The organism is Amycolatopsis sp. WGS_07, assembly GCF_045278895.1.
Lineage (GTDB): Bacteria > Actinomycetota > Actinomycetes > Mycobacteriales > Pseudonocardiaceae > Amycolatopsis.
The window spans coordinates 910,767-927,596 of record NZ_CP136053.1 but is presented as its reverse complement, the minus strand read 5'-3'; the positions used below and the strand labels follow the sequence as shown (position 1 = coordinate 927,596).

The 16,830-nt window shown below is 66.2% G+C and carries 19 protein-coding genes and 2 tRNA genes; 5 read left to right on the top strand and 16 right to left on the bottom strand.

The annotated features are described in order from the left end of the window. Positions 1–43: 43 nt before the first annotated feature. The 11 genes from RPX00_RS04220 to RPX00_RS04170 form a co-directional block, all read right to left on the bottom strand. Positions 44–472, bottom strand: coding sequence for a helix-turn-helix domain-containing protein (locus tag RPX00_RS04220; protein ID WP_406637634.1), 429 nt, complete (start codon positions 470–472; stop codon positions 44–46). Next, positions 459–980 carry a hypothetical protein gene (locus tag RPX00_RS04215; protein ID WP_406637632.1) on the bottom strand — a complete coding sequence of 174 codons (522 nt, stop codon included), beginning with the start codon at positions 978–980 and terminating at the stop codon, positions 459–461. Before RPX00_RS04215 ends, RPX00_RS04220 begins: the two co-directional genes overlap by 14 nt. Before the next feature lies 1 nt (position 981). Further along, the gene (locus tag RPX00_RS04210) at positions 982–1,290 is read right to left on the bottom strand and encodes a hypothetical protein (RefSeq protein ID WP_406637630.1); all 309 of its coding nucleotides are present in this window, start codon (positions 1,288–1,290) and stop codon (positions 982–984) included. 239 nt (positions 1,291–1,529) lie between these two features. Further along, the gene (locus RPX00_RS04205; RefSeq protein ID WP_406637628.1) at positions 1,530–1,970 is read right to left on the bottom strand and encodes an NUDIX domain-containing protein; all 441 of its coding nucleotides are present in this window, start codon (positions 1,968–1,970) and stop codon (positions 1,530–1,532) included. Beyond that, positions 1,967–2,233 (bottom strand): helix-turn-helix domain-containing protein, encoded by a 267-nt coding sequence (locus RPX00_RS04200; RefSeq protein WP_406642754.1) that lies wholly within the window; start codon positions 2,231–2,233, stop codon positions 1,967–1,969. Before RPX00_RS04200 ends, RPX00_RS04205 begins: the two co-directional genes overlap by 4 nt. A 254-nt stretch (positions 2,234–2,487) precedes the next feature. After that, the gene (locus RPX00_RS04195; protein ID WP_406637626.1) at positions 2,488–3,369 is read right to left on the bottom strand and encodes a S1 family peptidase; all 882 of its coding nucleotides are present in this window, start codon (positions 3,367–3,369) and stop codon (positions 2,488–2,490) included. 410 nt (positions 3,370–3,779) lie between these two features. Then, a tRNA-Arg gene (locus tag RPX00_RS04190) sits at positions 3,780–3,851 on the bottom strand. Positions 3,852–4,548: 697 nt separating this feature from the next. After that, complete coding sequence (locus RPX00_RS04185) at positions 4,549–4,854, bottom strand: hypothetical protein (RefSeq protein ID WP_406637624.1); 306 nt, start codon at positions 4,852–4,854, stop codon at positions 4,549–4,551. Positions 4,855–5,512: 658 nt separating this feature from the next. Further along, positions 5,513–5,968, bottom strand: a complete 456-nt coding sequence (locus RPX00_RS04180; RefSeq protein WP_406637622.1) for an NUDIX hydrolase — start codon at positions 5,966–5,968, stop codon at positions 5,513–5,515. 6 nt (positions 5,969–5,974) lie between these two features. Beyond that, positions 5,975–7,231, bottom strand: coding sequence for a DegT/DnrJ/EryC1/StrS family aminotransferase (locus tag RPX00_RS04175; RefSeq protein WP_406637620.1), 1,257 nt, complete (start codon positions 7,229–7,231; stop codon positions 5,975–5,977). Next, entirely contained in the window at positions 7,228–8,253 is a 1,026-nt protein-coding gene (locus RPX00_RS04170; protein WP_406637618.1) for a Gfo/Idh/MocA family protein, read from the bottom strand. The genes RPX00_RS04175 and RPX00_RS04170 overlap by 4 nt, the downstream gene beginning before the upstream one ends. A 480-nt stretch (positions 8,254–8,733) precedes the next feature. Between RPX00_RS04170 and RPX00_RS04165 the strand changes: the two genes are divergently transcribed. Next, complete coding sequence (locus RPX00_RS04165; RefSeq protein ID WP_406637616.1) at positions 8,734–9,756, top strand: helix-turn-helix domain-containing protein; 1,023 nt, start codon at positions 8,734–8,736, stop codon at positions 9,754–9,756. Here RPX00_RS04165 and RPX00_RS04160 read toward each other — a convergent pair whose 3' ends face one another. The 4 genes from RPX00_RS04160 to RPX00_RS04145 form a co-directional block, all read right to left on the bottom strand. Next, a complete protein-coding gene (locus RPX00_RS04160; protein WP_406637614.1) occupies positions 9,757–10,650 on the bottom strand; it encodes a 1-aminocyclopropane-1-carboxylate deaminase/D-cysteine desulfhydrase in 894 nt (297 codons plus the stop codon). A 161-nt stretch (positions 10,651–10,811) separates the two neighbouring features. Next, positions 10,812–10,885: transfer RNA gene (locus tag RPX00_RS04155), tRNA-Ile, on the bottom strand. A 354-nt stretch (positions 10,886–11,239) separates the two neighbouring features. Beyond that, positions 11,240–11,458 carry a hypothetical protein gene (locus RPX00_RS04150; protein ID WP_406637612.1) on the bottom strand — a complete coding sequence of 73 codons (219 nt, stop codon included), beginning with the start codon at positions 11,456–11,458 and terminating at the stop codon, positions 11,240–11,242. Continuing rightward, on the bottom strand, positions 11,455–12,375 hold the full coding sequence (locus RPX00_RS04145; protein WP_406637610.1) for a LysR family transcriptional regulator: 921 nt from the start codon (positions 12,373–12,375) through the stop codon (positions 11,455–11,457). Before RPX00_RS04145 ends, RPX00_RS04150 begins: the two co-directional genes overlap by 4 nt. Before the next feature lie 67 nt (positions 12,376–12,442). On the opposite strand from RPX00_RS04145, the gene RPX00_RS04140 reads away from it, so the two are divergent. Both RPX00_RS04140 and RPX00_RS04135 read left to right on the top strand, forming a co-directional pair. Next, a complete protein-coding gene (locus RPX00_RS04140) occupies positions 12,443–13,384 on the top strand; it encodes an SDR family NAD(P)-dependent oxidoreductase (protein WP_406642753.1) in 942 nt (313 codons plus the stop codon). After that, positions 13,381–14,220 (top strand): SDR family NAD(P)-dependent oxidoreductase, encoded by an 840-nt coding sequence (locus RPX00_RS04135; RefSeq protein WP_406637608.1) that lies wholly within the window; start codon positions 13,381–13,383, stop codon positions 14,218–14,220. The genes RPX00_RS04140 and RPX00_RS04135 overlap by 4 nt, the downstream gene beginning before the upstream one ends. 16 nt (positions 14,221–14,236) lie before the next feature. On the opposite strand, the gene RPX00_RS04130 is transcribed toward RPX00_RS04135, so the two are convergent. Further along, on the bottom strand, positions 14,237–14,605 hold the full coding sequence (locus tag RPX00_RS04130) for a winged helix-turn-helix transcriptional regulator (protein ID WP_406637606.1): 369 nt from the start codon (positions 14,603–14,605) through the stop codon (positions 14,237–14,239). Between the two features lie 63 nt (positions 14,606–14,668). Here RPX00_RS04130 and RPX00_RS04125 point away from each other — a divergent pair, with 63 nt between their 5' ends. Both RPX00_RS04125 and RPX00_RS04120 read left to right on the top strand, forming a co-directional pair. Further along, positions 14,669–15,700: a zinc-binding dehydrogenase gene (locus RPX00_RS04125; protein WP_406637604.1), complete on the top strand. Its 1,032-nt coding sequence runs from the start codon at positions 14,669–14,671 to the stop codon at positions 15,698–15,700. Next, on the top strand, positions 15,697–16,437 hold the full coding sequence (locus tag RPX00_RS04120) for an SDR family oxidoreductase (protein WP_406637602.1): 741 nt from the start codon (positions 15,697–15,699) through the stop codon (positions 16,435–16,437). The genes RPX00_RS04125 and RPX00_RS04120 overlap by 4 nt, the downstream gene beginning before the upstream one ends. Positions 16,438–16,830 lie beyond the last annotated feature (393 nt).

Below are 16,830 nucleotides of genomic sequence, written 5' to 3'. Positions count from 1 at the left end.
CCTCGCAGTGACCTGAACTTGCGTGATCGAACTCCGCATCGGGTCACCGGTTCCTGGAGGATCGCGGAGTCAGCAGGGGCGAGATTTCGATTGCGTTCTGGCCGCCGTGCGGGCGGATCTTCACCTTGTTCTTCTTCAGGAGCCGATAAACGGTGCCGTAGGAGGTGTGGTGATTGTCGGCAACCGTCTGAATGGAGGCACCGCTCTCGTAGTCGCGAATGATCTGTTCGACATCGAGGTCGGTGCGTTTGACACCCCGGCGGGTCGGCGGCAGCGCAGCGCCTTCGAGCCGCAGCAGTCGCCCCGTCCAGCTCAGTGACAGCCGGTGTTCCTGGGCGATCTCGGTGATGGACATACCGGACCGCCACTGGGTCAGCATCAGCGCGTTGCGGGACTGTCTGCCCTCGCGTTCCTCGGCGGCGCGCCACTGGGCGGCGCGGATCTTCTTAGCCCGGGGGTCAACGGCCGCCATCGCGGCCGCCTCTCTGGTTGGTGCCCAGCCGCCACGAATGAGATCGGGGTCTCGCCGCGGCGGCCGGACTGTCGTTGAGCAGCGCAATCAGTTTTGCGTACGCCGCGGCGGTTTCTCGACCGCGAACCTCGTCGGAGATGTCGGTGCGCCCTGCTATGCCGACGAGAAGGATCAGTTGCGCGCGAGCCGACGGGTTGCACAGACCGTTCGCGGCCGCCACAGCAAGCTCGCATCGCTCACGTGCCTCGGCGTCCCGGGCTTCGCGATCCGCGTAGACGCCCGCGCCTGCGGTTTCCTGGTGTGGCAGACGGTGACGTCCGGCCGATCGCTGGGGCCGGAGGACCCTGCCGCCACCCGACGTGACGGCAGGGTGCTGAGCGCCTCCACTTGAGCGCTCGTCTGCGTTCGCATCCGGCGATGCAGCCGGGACGGTACGGCTGCGATGCGGGTTCGCCGGGTCGGGTGCGTCGCGCAGAATGCGGGTGGGGTCGATGCCGCGCCCGGTCACATCACACCCCACCAGTGGCTTCGGTGCCGCCAGCACGGCCAGCAGCAGTCCAGTGGAGATAGATCGGAGCCTCGCAGCGCGGACACTGCGTCTTGCTCGACTCGGTTTCCATCCGGCATTGCGGGCAGTTGACCTGCGACGGAAAGTCCTGGATGAACTGCTCCGGGATCCGACCCTTCGGATAGTGACGATCCACGTAACGGGCAGCCGCCTCCAGCGCTGCCGCAGGGACGGGCTCCCCTCGCTTACGTCGGGTGCGCATCACTGCAAGGTCGACTTCGTCCTCGTCGAGAGCCGCGGCTTCGTTCATCGCAGCCACTCCTCGTCTGATCTTCTTGGTGTTGCGAACAGTTCGTGTTTCCCGTACCCGTACATCCGTACGTTCTCCGGGCGAAACCGCAGCATTTCCGCCCGCGACGGCGCGACAATCGGTTGAAGACCACGCGTGGCCTCTATCTGTGTCCGAGGCTCCGCCGTCGAACCGTGCAGATCTTGCCTTCCGCCTGCGCCGGCCTCACGCACCCCAGGACCCGGATTCTGATGCCAAGGTCATGGTGTCCACGCCCACCATGGAGTGTCGACCGATAGGCTGCCGTCGGCGATCACCGCAGCGATTGCAGCTGGACGCAGCAACGCGACATCGGATTCGTCTGCCCACCGGTGCGGATGAGGCTGGCGCTCGGCGATGTGGTCGGTTTCGGCGAGGGTCACGTCGAACAGGAACGCCAGTGCGGACGAGGAACCGTGTGGGCCTCGGTCGGCTTGGTGCTCGATCACGGAGCAGAAGTCCAGGCCGGTGATCGTTGCCGCGAGCTGATCGCGCACTGTGCGGCGGAGTGCGTACTCGACGGGTTCGCCGTCGCGGACCGGGCCGCCAGGGAGGACGAGGGCACCGGTGTCGTCGGTGATGAACAGGATTTGTTCGTCGCGGCCGATGAGGGCATGGACCGTTACTCGCGGCCCTGGCGCGCGACTGGCGTCGTTGCTCATAGCGGGCGTCCTGTCACGTTTCGAGGTGTTCCGCCGCGAGATTTAGCTGGGCTTACCGTGTGGACTTGACCGCCTCGGCTACGCATGCAGACTCCGGACTCCTTGAGCACCTGTCGCACGAAGCCGTACGAGCGACTGTATTCCTTGGCCAGTGCGCGAATACTGGCACCTTTCTTGTATTTCTTCTTTAATGCCTTGGCCATTGCGGTTCGGGCAGGCCCAGTGACCTGATGCCCTTTGAGGTTGACTGCTGGCGGCGTCAAGGGCTTCTGTCCTTTCTTGCTGCCTTGATCGAATGGGTTCACGTGTTCACGACACTGAACGACTGCACAGTCGTCCATTGTGGACTGTGATAGACGTGGGTCTGGATGCCAAATCTTCCGTTGTCTTCGGTGTCGGTCTGGGGTGACTGCTGCGTTCCGGCACGTGCAACCTTCCAGGCCCGGCCGAGCTGCGCTGTCGCGCGATGTTGGTGTGGACTCGGGGCCGCACCAGGCAGCCCCGAGTCCATCACGGGTCAGGAGTTCTCGGCGATGGTGTCCCAGATCCAGTCGATGTAGTGGGCGGTGCTGGTGAATGCGGTGTTCGAGGCTCCCGGTACTGGGCTGCCGCCGTGCGAATCGATCCCAACGATCCAGGGGCGGCCCTTGTCGTCGTGAACGATCGCCGGTCCGCCGGCGTCGCCGTAGCCGGGGCCGATGTTGCGGCCAGTATCGTCCTTGTGGCCGGTGCAGAATTCGCCGCGGGAGATTCCCGCATCGGCGCACTCGGCGTCAGGGATCACGTTCAGGTGCAGTTCCTGCAGCCGGGTGGGCAGGTTGTGCCGGTCGGGGTGCGGAGTAGCGTCCTTCGAGCCCCAGCCGTAGGTCACCAGCCGGGTGCCCGCGCGCGGGGCCGTCCACGCGAGCGGAACAGGCCGCACGCGGAGCGGCCGGTTGACGTGCAGCAATGCGAGGTCGGCGGTCTCTGCCGGCGGGTTGATCTTGCCGGTCCAGTGCGGGTTGACGTAAATGCCGCTCACGTCGGCGGTGGTGCCGCCTTTGGTGCGGTCGAGTCCCGCGCGGACGTGGAATCGCTTGTCCTTGGCGGGGATTTCGTCGGGCAGTCCCAGATCCGTGACACACTGGGCCGCAGTGAGGAGCCAATCGGGTAGCACTGCGACGGATCCGCACGTCGTCGCGTCGCGCTCGCCATGGGCCGGGGCGTCGAACATGACTGCGGCGATGTAGGTGACCGACGCGGGCGCTGGATGGCCGCCGACGAGCTGCGGAGAGGCCCCGGGACTGCTGCCGGAGGCGGCAGCAGCGGCAGGTGTGAACAACGAGGTTGCCACGAGGGCAGCAGCGCTGGTTGCGGTGAGCTTTCTGGAACGCACGTAGTTGCCTTTCTTGTCATGCACACAGACCGCGTCCGGCCCGGAGCGGCCGGAGCGGGGATCAAGGTCGCGAAGGGCTGATCGTGTCGACTGGACTCGTACTCCCGCCTGTCCTGCGCAAATACCGAGCCCGTCGGTTGAGAGCGCGAGAGCGGCGCGGTACACCGATGCGTGTCATCCAGCGGAGCACTGTTCGCCCGGATACACCGATCTTCGCGCCGCACTCCTTCGCGGTGAGCCCCTGCGCATACCATTCGATCGCCTGCCACACCGTGAACCAGTGCGGACGCTGCGGGTGAACCAAGCCGGGTTTGCGCGGCAAGGGCATCGTCATAGTCCAGTCGGGATCTACGACCTGTCCGAGCGCCAGTTGGTGCTCGGCGATCACGCTTCCGATCGTTGGCATCTGCCGAGCCATGTTCGCAGTCATCATGTAGCCCCACCGGGAGTCGAACCCGGACCGGCGGGATCGTGTCCCGTCGTGCTTCCGGTTACACCATAAGGCCTCGCTCGGGAGCCTCTACCTTTCTCCCGAGCTTTCGCCATGCGACTATGTTTCTCGCTCGGCTGATTTTTATCAGCCGGCAGGCGAGGCATTGGCCCGGCGAACAGTAAGGCCGTTTCTGTTGTCGCACAGCTACAAATCTGCATCACGGTGCGAAGAGCCGCTACCGCGATCGTCGATACGCGCCGCTTCTAGCACCCGCGTGGTCGCACCGCGGTGTCGAGCGCGAACGAATCGGCGTCAGTTGTCTCGCTAACGGTTTACGGGGACCAGATCGCGGTCTTCGACTGGCCAGGCGATCTCCGTCGCAGTCCAGTCGTCCAACGGCCTGCGGCGGGTGACAGAGGGGCGACCCAGTTCGACCTCGCGATCGACCGGGGATGCCCCGCGTGCCGCGGGAGTTCGGGTCGACTCCTGCACAGCGTGAGGGCAGTCGATCACGGCTATTGACTCCTGTCGCTCGCGAGACGGGCAAGGTCCCCGCCGGAAAGCACTTGATGCACCACATCGGAACGAGATCTTCGGGAGGATCCCAGTCGACAAGGCACATGACTCCGCATTCGCTCATCCCCAACCACACGCGCCCTCGGTGCAGGACACGAAGGAGCCTCTGCGAAACCTTGTGCATGACTACCTCGTGGAGAAGAAAGAATGACGGAAAGGCGAGGCACACCTTGAAAGGGCTCCACTCGGGCATTTCAGGCCGCCTTCGGTGCGTCGAACGGCTGGGCCTTGTCCCACTCGTATATCTCGGTGAGCCTGTCCGGCACGGACTGGGTAACGAGCAGACGGCCCATCGAGCCCAGGGAAAGCTCCCGCGTCCGGATCTCCGCACGCCGTGCGAGCGGATGCCCAGACAGGGCCACCCGGGCCAGGTCCACGACGACCAATCCTTCGCTGTTTGTCTCGTTGTAGACACGATCGGACAAGAGAGCGAGCGGCAGCCCCAGTGCGTTGCAGCACACCGCGAACCGGGCGACTGTCATCGCACGCGTTCCGAACACGCGTGAGCTAAGGGTCCCCTTCTCCTGGCCTGTACCGTCAGGGTTTGCGAGTGCGCTCTCGGGCGGCCTCCGCCCGTCACCGTTGGTCATGAAACCCTCCTCGCGCGGTGGGTTCGTCCGCGAGAACGGCCTCGGCGACACGATCGAGGTCGGCAATGCCGTCCGGCCTGCCCGCCCTGGACAAGCACAAGAACTGCTCGCTGCTTCTCACGCTGCCGTTGACGGAACAGCCGAATGATGCGAGCGCACTCCACACATTTGGCTCCAGGAGGCGAGATTGCGAGCGAGCATTCCAACTGACGACAACAGACAGAGACGAGGGGCGTGCCGTATTCACGAGCTTCGCAGAAGGCCTCATCGGTCACCTCATGCTCCAGGCCGTCGCGCCCGCAGGTGTAGGGCGTGGTCCACAGGCGTTGGGCTGGCACGACCATTCCAGACACCTCTCATTCGGGTTGGGACGCGGTGGAGGCGACTGGTCGGGGCAGTCACCTCCACCGCGGCTAAGGGCGGCGGACGGGCGAGGGTGCCTGGGCATGCCGTGATTGGGGTGGGCACGCCACCGGGCTCAACCTCGCCCGCCGCCGATATCCCCAGAGACGTCTCGCACTGCCGGTCCAGACGTCACGGGGTGGCCGCGATGCCTCAGTAGAGGCTGTCAGGCGTTGACTTCTCGGGGCTTTCGCCACGTCGCGAGAATGCTTCTGACCTCGTCAGTGACAGGTAGTTCACCGGCAAGCGACATCCAGCGGTAGTCATCGTGCTCGGTCAGCGTGACGTGCGTGGTGTCGACGACGGCGACAAGGAAGGTGAACTGCCGGCTTCGTCTCCCGCTGCCGCTGACGTAGTCGAAGCTGCCGATGTAGTCGACGATCTCAACAAGCGTAAGACCCGTTTCCTCGGCGAGTTCGCGCGCAGTCGCGGCCTCCAGGGTTTCGTCGCGCTCTACCTTGCCACTGGGCAGTTCGTAGATGCCGCCCATGAAATCGCCGGCACGTCGTTTCAGGAGCAACACCGTGTCGCTGGCCTCAACAACGGCACCGACGACGAGTTGTTGGATGTCGTCTTCAGCGGCTTGGTGGGAGAGCCGCTCGAGCACGGAAGCGTCGATCATGATGTCCTACCCGAGGAGTTGGGTGTGGTTGTCGATGACTTTGCGGAATCCGGCGACGTATGCCTCGGCCAATGGGAGGTCCTCATAGCGGTGCCAGACAGGAAGCTTGAGCGTGTGGTGCCAGATCTGTTCCGCGACGGGGAACTCGCCCGTCCGATAGGCCACGCGTTCAAGGTGCGGGTAGTACGGCAGCATCGGGGTCGGGTCGCGAAACAGAGGCAGCAGGTTGAGCGGGCGAGTAGAGCTGGGACGGTCCACCTCCTGCAGTCCTTCGGCACGCAGAGCCTCGTGAAACCGTTCGACGGGCAGGCCGTTGAGTTCGTCCGGCACGTAGGTCAGCGGAAGCCCATACCACGCCGGATACGTGTCGCCTGGTGGCTTGGGCACTGCGATGCCAGGCAGGGATTCGAGCTGCTCGCACAGGTAGTGGGCGAACCGTGCTCGTCCCTCAAGATAGGAGTCGAGGTTGCCAAGTTGCTCCAACGCAATCGCCGCGGCCAAGGGATGGATACGAAACTTCAGCCCCATACCTGTAACCCCATACAGATGGGCCGGGTCGTCAGCGGGGATCTCGTTGCGGCAGCGCTTGTTGTAATGCCCGTGCAGGAGAACTCGTTTGTAGACTTCGTCATCATCGGTAAGCACGAACCCGCCCTCACCCGCGGACAGTGGTTTCGGTCCGTTCATCGAGAAAGCTGCCGCCCGGCCAAATCTGCCAATCTTCCAGCCCCCGATGTCTGCGCCGTGAGCATGTGAGCCATCCTCCAGCAGCGCCAGGCCATGCTGATCCGCCAGCGCACGCAAAGCTGGTACGTCAGCAGGAATTCCCCACAGGTGAGTGACCATGATCGCCTTGGTCTTGTCCGTAATGCGGGCCTCGACGTCGGCGACCGAGATATTGCCAGTCTCGTCGCTGTCGGCCAGTACCGGTATCGCGCCGATATGCAGCAGAGGAGTGGCGGTAGCCAGAAACGTGTAAGCAGGAACGATGACTTCGTCGCCGGGGCCGATGTGCGTCGCTACGTACGCGGAGTGAACCGCGGCGGTCCCCGAGCTGGTCAACACAGCGCGGCGGACACCGAAGTACTCGCGCAACCGGTCTTCCAGCTCAGCGATCACACCGGACCGGTCATAGATTGAAATGGCTGTGTTCATCTGCCGCCGGACGGCGTCGGTCGTCGTCCGGCTGATCGGAGGCCAGCTGAAGTGCGGAGGTGGAGTGGTGACGATCGGCGTGCCGCCGCTGATTGCCAGGCTTGTCATGCCAGCTCCTTCGGCTTCACCGCGGCATGCGTGCGGGCTGACTCGTAGCAGGCGTGAATGAACCGCAGGTGTGCCACATTGTCGATCGGACCGCTGAGGTTCGGCCTCTCACCCTTGATGACATGGGTAAAGTGGTTGATCTGACTGACGCTCGCCGAGGGCCACGCTTGCTCACGAGCAAGGGATTCGACGACTTCCCCGTCGTTGGTGAGCCGGGCAATTCGCCCCCGTTCCAAGCAGACGACTCCCTTGCTTCCAGCAAGGCGAATCCGTTCGCACTTAGGGCCGATCGCCCTTGACAGCAGCAGTGATCCGTACAGGCCGCTGTCGTAGGCGATGTGCACCAAGGCGGTGTCTTCAGCGTCGTAGTCGCGGTCCGGTCGTGCACCGACAGAGATGTCAGCGATCACTCGGTCGGGCAGGCCGAAGTACCACAGCAGCATGTCGACCATGTGGTAGCCCATGTCGATCAGGCATCCGCCCCCAGCACGACCTGCTTGTCCGCGCCATCCTTCGGAGGGGTCGTCAATGTGCATCGTGTACGCGGCGTCGATCACGAACGGCGCGCCAATCTGATCTGCGAGTTGGAGAAAGCTGGTGTAGATCGGGTTGAACCGTCGTTGCAAGGTCACCATGAGATGGATCCCGGCCTTTTGCACTTGATCCGCGAGGTACTGGGCTTGCCCGAGGGAGGTAGCGAACGGCTTCTCCTTCAACACATGCACGCCGTGTTTAGCGGACAGCTCGATCAGCTGAGCACCGGCGTCGTGAGGTACGCAGATCACCACGAAATCCAGCTGATGCTCGGCGAACAGCATTCCAGCATCGGTGTACGTGGGTATCCCAAGCTCGCCTTGCTGCTCGGCAGCGATTTGTGGGTTCTCGTCGCACACAGCAGCCAACTCGACGGCATCAGCGGCACGCAGCCCTGGAATGTGATCCTCCAGTGCCTGCCGCCCCAGGCCGATTACCCCCGCGCGCAACGTTCTTCCCTCTCGGCAGGCCGCTTCTGGTCTGGTCATCGCAAACTCCCTGTCGCCGTTGCCGTATCCAGTGCTGTGCGCTGAACCCGTTCCGCGTTCATCAGGACTGAGCATCAGCCCGGCGGCGAAGGACGTCGCTGTACGACGTCTGCTCGCCGGGGAAAGCTGTACTGCGAAGAGACCGACGGAATCGAGAACGAGACGAAGGTGATCCGTCGCCATAGGCAGCGTGGCTATCACTGGAAAGCACCCTCTCCGTTCGTCGGTGTTGGTGGCACCTGGCCGGACTAGCTGCTGCCGTCGGGCCAGCAAGTGTCGGTCGCGGTGGACTCGCGACCTGCTGGCCTGCCAAGTCGACCTCCGAAGCGCCGCTACTAACGAAACCGCATTTCAGGCGCACAAACCACCCAACGAAACAGGGATCTTGTGGGACAGAATCTCCCTGTTCAACGGGGAGAAGTTGCTCCATACTGGAAGCGGCGTATGGTCCGCGCTGACTCACCCGAAGGGGGACCGCCCATGCCTTCAACCGCGCCGCGCAGTGTGCGAAGCAAGCAACGCGCATTGGCGGATCAGCTTCGAGCGCAGTCTAAGACGTGGGTAGAAATCGCGTTTGTCTTCGCTGAGCGATACGACGTCAACATGCGTACCGCCTTCCGATTGGCCCGCGGGTGGAGCCAGCGAGAGGCCGCCGAGCGTTGGAACCAACGTTGGCCGGCCGAGCCGAAGAATGACAAGTTGTTTTCATACTGGGAGGTGTGGCCCGCCCCGACGGGGCACGCTCCGCCTCTCGAGGTTCTCTGCCGGCTGGCGGAACTCTATGAATGCCGGGTCGCCGACCTTCTTGCTGACGTGGCTGATCACCGGCCTGCCGACTCGGTCCATCACGAGCGACAGCAACTGGCGGTGATTGAGAACCCGGGTACGTCCATGCAGGACATCGTGTCGCGATTGGGCGCAGCCGACGTTCACGAACTGGCAAAGATGGCAACGACATGGGCACAGGCCGACGGATCCGAAGTTAGCCGTCGGTCTCTACTGCTCAAGATCAGCGCTGCACTGTCGCTGGCTTCGCTGACCCCGGTGCTCACGGAGGAGCCCGCCGTTGCCGAAACATCTGGCATGAGCGAAGGGAGCGGTGGCTTCTCCGGAATCTGGCGCAGCCGCTACGTCTACCCAAGTTCGGGCCGGGGCAAGAGTTTCACTGGTGAGCACTATGTTGTTTTGCGCCAGCAGGATCATCGGCTAACTGGCCAGAGCCTGCCGCACTCCATTGGCTCCCGCCTGCGATTGGAGCTAGCTCTGGACAAAGCCGTAGCTACTGGCACATGGTGCGAGCAAACGTCACCGACCGGCTACTACCAGGGCGCTACCTACCACGGGACCCTTCAGATGGTCATTGACCCGGCCGGTCGTCGGATGACGGGCATGTGGCTCGGGTTCGGCCGTGATTTCAAGATCAACTCTGGCGAGTGGCAGTTGACTTGGTGTGAGTCCGCAACTTCGAAGCAAGCGCAGCGCGCGTACTACGAGAAGGCCTAGCTAACACAGAACCGCTACCACAGTGCTTCCGGGCGCGAACTGTCCGGAGGAAGCTCGGGCGAAGATGCCGTACATCATCTTTGCCTCGTACACCCAGTCGAGGAGGACGCCGTGGCGATCTTCGAAGTCGGAAATGAAGGCGTCCAGCTCGGGATTTCGCTTGGCGTAGCCACCGAAGTGGAAGTCCGTGTCCAGCGTCCAGTTGTTCGTCCCGGCTTCGAACGCCTCTCGTTGGAAGCGCCGGATCTCATCACTGAGGAAGTCGCCGCCCTTTAGCACGCTGAAGCCGATCGCTCGCTGGCCTTGCTGGAGGCGCGCCGCGATGCCCGCCAAGGTGCAGCCGGTGCCGCAGGCTGAGCAGATGATGTCGAAATCTTCGGCTATCTCGTCGACCAACTCGGTACATCCACGCGCCGCTAACGCATTGCTCCCGCCCTCGGGAAGTATGTAGCACGGGCCAAACTGACTCGTCAGGTGACTAAGCACGTCCGGATCAGCCTTGCGTCGGTATGTCGTACGGTCCATGTAGGTCAGCCGCATTCCGGCGCTCGCGGCGTACTCCAGTGACTCGTTCAACGGCAAATGTTCCTCGCCTCGAACCACGCCGACCGTGTCGAAAGCGAAGTAGCGGCCAGCCGCTGCCGTCGCGCGCAAGTGGTTGGAATACGCACCGCCGAAGGTCAGGAGACAGTGGAAGCCCTGTGTCCGTGCCTCCTCCAGGTTGAACTTCAGCTTGCGCCACTTGTTGCCCGGAACGTCCGGATGGATCAAGTCGTCCCGTTTGAGCAGGAGCCGGACACCGTGCCGACGAAGACGGTCATCTTGCAGCTCGACAACCGGCGATGGCAGGCGGAGCGAGATGCCGTCAGGCTCGGAGGGACGTTGCGTTGCCACAAGCGTGAGCATACGCAGCGTTGGAAATCGCTGATGTTGACGCCGATCCCACGGAATTCGGCCAGAGTCACCTCGCCCGGCATCACTTTGCGTCAGCTCTCACACGTCGGACGATTCGCCCGGAAGGGAGCGAGGCTTCTGGTTCACGACGGTTGATGCTGTGGGCCGGGTCGGGCTCGAACCGACGGCCAAGAGATTATGAGTCTCCTGCTCTAACCAACTGAGCTACCGGCCCCAACCGGTTGGCGCATCATCTCGGTTTGCTCAAGCTATCACGATGATCCGAAGCGCCGATCCCGCTTTCTGAACAGTGCACTAACGATGAACCTCGTCTCCGCCGGTCTCCTCGCCTGCCAACGCCGCGCACCTGGAGCTGATACGGCCTCATCCCTGAGCAGCTCGAAACCGTCCAGGCTCTACTGGTTGCCGCAGCCCGCCGCGCGACCGGATCGCCCCGGACGAGACCGCTGACGCTACCGGACGACGCTGATCAGGTCGTGTCCCCTGCCTGGATGCGACGGTACGCGCTAACTGTCACTTGGCACGCCAAGCGTCGTCGTAGTCCCGGCTCACTTGTGCGGGACAACTGTCATCTGATGTGCGAGGTCTCTGTCACCGCATCGTTCGGTTCGCCGACGCGGTACCCCTTGGAGTGGCGCAGGGCGAGGCTGGCGCGGGTCTCGGTGAAGATCGCGGTTTGCAGGAGAACCACACTTGCCCCAGGGGGCAGGAAGTAACCGGGACGGAAGGCACTTCGGCTCGGGTTGCCGAACGGGCTTGGCGCAGCAGGGATCACCTGCTTGGTCACTCGACCGCGGCGTCCGTTTCCAGGGCGGCGGTGCGCAGCGCGGCGGCGACGCGTGCGGCGGGTTCCGTCAGCGGTCGCGGGAGGTGGGCGAGCAGGACCCGGCGCTGTTCTCCGGGTCCGCCGCGGACGGCGAGTACGCGGACTCCGTCCGGGACGGCGGCGCCGAGCGCGCCGGGCACGGTCGTGATCCCGCAGCCGGCGGCGACGAGGTGCAGTTTGGCCAACCAGTCGCGGGCGGTGTGGGCGATCTCGGGGCGTTCGTCGAGGCCGGGCCACACGCCCATGACCCGGTCGTCGCCCGAGCCCGCGATCCAGCGCTGGCCGCGCAGGTCGACGACGTCGATGTACTCCTGGCGGGCGAGGGGATGGGCGGCGGGCACCGCGACGCGGAGGCTGCGTTCGGTGAGGGTGTGCAGGGCCAGCGCCGGTGTTTCGGTGTCGGGCGGGCGGAACGGCGGCGCGGAGGCCAGCAGCGCGAGGTCCAGGGTGCCCGCGCGCAACGCGCGGACCAGTGCCGGGGTGCGGCCTTCGCGGCTGAGGACGGTGATGGCGGGGTGGGTGCGCCGCAGGGCGGCCAGTGCCCGGGGCAGCAGGCTCGCCCCGGCGGTCGGGAACCAGCCGAGCCGCACCGTGCCCTGCTCGCCGGGCAGCCCGGCGAGTTCGCGGGCGGTGGCGTCGAGCCGGTCGATGACGTCGGCGGCGCGGCGCACGACGATCTGCCCGGCCGGGGTGAGCCGCACCCCGTCGTGGCGCCGCTCCAGCAGCGGTGTTCCCGCGGCGCGTTCCAGCGACGCGATCTGCCGGGAGACCGCGGACTGCGTGTAGCCGAGCGCGGCGGCCGCGGCGGTGAGCGTTCCCCGCTCGGCCACCTCGCGGAACACGCGCAGCGCGGTGAGGGACGCATCGGCGAACGTCATGATTTAAACGCATACCAGATCTGCGGTTCTTTCGCTATCCGCATGCACTCGCGGCCTTTAGCGTGGAATTCATGGACCTGATCAAGACTCCCTTCGGATTCACCAGCACCGCGGCCGAGGTCGCCGCGGGCGTCGACCTGGCCGGGCGCCGGGCCAGGTCACCGGCGGCTCCTCCGGACTCGGCGTCGAGACCGCTCGCGCGCTGGCCTCGACCGGCGCCGAGGTCACCCTGGCCGTTCGCGACGTCGGCGCGGGCGAACGAGCGGCCAAGGACATCAGCGCGAGCACCGGAAACACCGCGGTGCGCGTCCGGCCGCTGGACCTGAGCGACCCGGCATCGGTCGCCGCGTTCGCCGCGGCCTGGGACGGCCCGCTGCACGTCCTGGTGAACAACGCGGGCGTGATGGCCGCTCCCGAGCAGTACACGCCGCAGGGCTGGGAGCTGCAGTTCGCCACCAACCACCTGGGGCACTTCGCCCTCGCCGCCGGCTTGCACCCGGCGCTGGCCGCCGACGGCTCCGCCCGGATCGTGGTGGTCAGCTCGTCCGGGCACCAGCAGTCGCCGGTGGTCTTCGACGACGTCAACTTCGCCTTCCGGCCGTACGACCCGTGGCTGGCGTACGGCCAGTCCAAGACCGCCAACGCGCTCTTCGCCGTCGAGGCGACGCGCCGCTGGGCAGCCGACGGGATCACGGCGAACGCCCTGATGCCGGGCGCGATCTACACGAATCTGCAGCGCCACACCGGGGGCCGCGGCAGCGGCAAGGTCCCGCCCGAGCTGATCAAGACGCCCGAGCAGGGCGCCGCCACCTCGGTTCTGCTGGCGACCTCGCCGCTGCTGGACGGGATCGGCGGCCGCTATTTCGCCGACTGCAACGAGACGGAGACCATCGACCGCCGGGGCGACGCGCCGCCCCTGCACGGCGTGGCCCGCTACGCCCTCGATCCCGAAGGCGCCGAGCGCCTCTGGACCCTCTCCGAAACCCTGCTCGCCGGAGGAGCCGCATGACCGGCAAAGTCGCTCTCGTCACCGGCGCCACCCAGGGCCTGGGGCTGGCGCTGGTCGAAGGGCTCGCCTCGCGCCTGTCCTCTGAAGACACCGTCTACCTGACCGGCCGCGATCTCGACCGGGTCACTCAGGCCGTCGAGACCGTTCCCAGCGGCGGGGCCAGTGTCCGCGGCGCGATCCTCGACGTCGCCGAACCCGAGGGCGCCGCCCGGCTCGCCGCGCAGGTGGCGGACCGGCACGGCGGCGTCGACGTCGTGTTCGGCAACGCGGTGATGCGCGTCGGCCCCGACGACGACCCGCGCGCGATCGTCCGGGACTACGCGGAGGTCAACAACTTCGGCACCACCCGGTTGCTGCGCGCCTTCGCGCCGCTGCTCCGCGACGACGGCCGGTTCCTCGTCGTGGCCAGTTCGCTGGGCGCGCTGAACCACCTGGCACCCGCGCTGCACGACCGGTTCGCTGAACTGTCCACTTTGGACGAGGTGGACGAGCAGGTCGCCGCCTGGCGGGACGCGGTCGCCGACGGCAGCGCCCGCGGCGGAGACTGGCCGGGGTTCGTCAACATCCCGTCCAAGATCGGCCAGGTCGCGGCGGTGCGCGCGCTCGCCGGCCGGCGGCGCGAGGACGACCTGGCCCGCGGAATCCTGCTCGCCGCCGTCTGTCCCGGCATGATGAACACCCCGACGTCCGCGATGTGGTGGGACGTGCGCGACGCGCCGAGTCCCGCCCAAGCGGCTGACGCGCTGCTGGACCTCGTGTTCGGCCCGGTCAGGCCGGAGCACTACGGCCAGCTCGTCCGCGACGGGCAAGTTCTTCCCTGGACTCCTGGGGAATAGCGCCGAGCCCGCGGCCTCATGCGCCGGGGCGGGTGTCGGCGGCCCAGTCGTGCAGGGCGTTGAGCGCCGGGGTCAGTGCTGTTCCGGTCGGAGTGAGTTCGTACTCCACGTGCGGCGGCACCTCGGGGAAAACGATGCGGCGGACCACTCCGTCGGCCTCGAGCGCCCGCAGTTGCTGGATGAGCATCTTCTGCGTCACGCGCGGGATCGCGCGCTCCAGCTCGGAGAAGCGACGGGGCTGACGCACCAGGAGATGGTGGATGATCAGCAGCTTCCAGCGGCCTTCCAGGATGCCCAGCGCGCGTTCGACCTGGCTGATCGAACACCCCGGCCGCTCCCGGGCCGCTCCGTCGTCAGTACTTACTTTTTTGTCGGTACTTCCCACAACGGGAGTGTAGATCTAGCGTCTGACCGGCACAAGAAACCCGATTTCCCTTGCGAGGACTGGATGTCGTTCACCACCCGGTTCGTGTCCCTCAGCCGGTACCTGCCTGTCGGCCGGGTCGAACCCGAGCACTTCACCGTCGCCGCCAAGCACCTGCCCGAGCTTCAGGATGGACAGGTCTTGTTGCGTCCCTTGGCATTCTCCGTCGACGCCACCCTGCGCGGCCAGGTGACCGGCGACGAAAGCTACTTCCTGCCGCAGATCCCGCTGGGCGAGGCGGTGACCGGGATCGGCGTGTCCGAAGTGGTCGCTTCCCGTCTCCCCGGCCGCGCCCCGGGGGACCGGGTGGTCAGCCAGGTCGAGTGGGCTGACCTGTCGGTCTGGCCGACCCGGGACCACTGGCTGGAGATGACCCCGCTGGATCCCCGCATCCGCAAGCCCGCTCATGCGCTCGGGGTGTTCGGCCTGCTCGGCGGTCTGACGGCGTACACCGGCATCGTCGAAGCGGGCCGGGCGCAGGCGGGAGAGACCGTGGTGGTCTCGGCGGCCGCGGGCAACGTCGGATCGCTGGCCGGGCAGATCGCCCGGATCCGCGGCGCCCGGGTGATCGGACTGGCCGGCTCCGAGCAGAAGCGCCGGATTCTGACTCAGAAGCTCGGGTTCGACGCCGCCCTCGACTACCGGGCCGCCGACCTCGCCGAGCAGCTCCAGGCGCTGACCCCGGGCGGGCCGGATCTGTATTTCGACGCCGTCGGCGGCGCGGTCAGCCAGACCGTCATGAACGTGATGCGCCGTCCGGCACGCGTGGTCGTGTGCGGCCTGATCTCCACCTACGACGACGACACCGCCTGGACGGTCAATATCAAACCCTTGTACAGCAACGGATTGACCTTGCAGGGATACACCCCGCTGCAATTCCCGCAAGCCCTGCCCGCCGCCCTCGACCACCTCGTGGACTGGGTCGAGACCGGGCAGCTGATCCCCCTGGAGACCGAACGCCACGGCCTGGACGCGCTCCCCGCGGCGTTCGCCGGCCTGTTCCGCGGCGAGAACATCGGCAAGATGGTCGTCACCACGACACAAGCGGAACAATGACGCCCGAACGGAAAAACGCGCTGATCACCGGCGCGAACAAGGGACTCGGCCTGGCGGTCGCGCGCCGGCTCGCCGAATTGGGCATGACCGTGCTGCTGGGCAGCCGCGATCCCGGGCGCGGACAGAACGCGGCAGCGGCGCTGGCCGAGGACGGCCTGCAGGCGACCCCGGTGCACCTCGACGTCACCGACCAGGACACCGTGCGAGCCGCGGCCGAGCGGGTCGAGCACGACTACGGACGCCTCGACGTCCTGGTCAACAACGCCGGCACGCTGATCGCGGTCCCCGCCCCGGACATCACCGCCGACCACTTCCGCGACACCTACGAAACCAACGTGTTCGGGGTGGTCACGGTCACCCGGCTGTTCTTGCCGCTGCTGCGGCGATCCCTGGCGCCGCGAGTGGTGAACGTGGCGAGCACGACCGCGTCGCACGCCTTGACCGCCGAGCCCGGGTCGTTGTTCGCCGCAGCGACGGACGGACTGGCCTACGCGTCCTCGAAAGCGGCGCTGACCATGCTGACCCTGAAGTACGCCCAGGCATTCCTGGCCGATCCCGCGCTCGCGCACGTCAAGATCAACGCGGTGACTCCCGGATACATCGCCACAGACCTCAACGGGCACGCCGGTCCGCGCACCGCCGCGCAGGGCGCGGACATCGTGGCCGCGATGGCGACGCTCGCCGACGACGGGCCGACCGGCGGTTTCTTCAACGACGACGGTGCCGTGCCCTGGTAGCCCATCCCGTGCGGGCTGGGCCGATGCGGACTGTCGCGTGCGGAAGCGACCGCCCGACCGAACTGGGGCGGACCGCCCGCGACGGGTCGGTCGACGGGCGGTGGCAGTTCAGGAGGCTGCGCGACGCGAGTCAAGAATCCGGTATGCCGCAGGGCATCGTTGCGCAGAAGTCGCGCTGCGGGCCGGGCTCATCGGCTGCCGGGGCATTGCAGTGGGATGCCGGCAACATGCCTCGGCTGACGCAACTGCCGGGCGGACAGTTCAGCCGAGCACGTGTCCCGCCGGGGACAGACGACGGCGCACGCAACGGGCTTCCGCGCGAAAGCGAGCCCGCGCCGATCCGGAGATCTCCTGTTCTCACCGCGTTCCGCTCCCGGCCCGCGCTGCTGAACC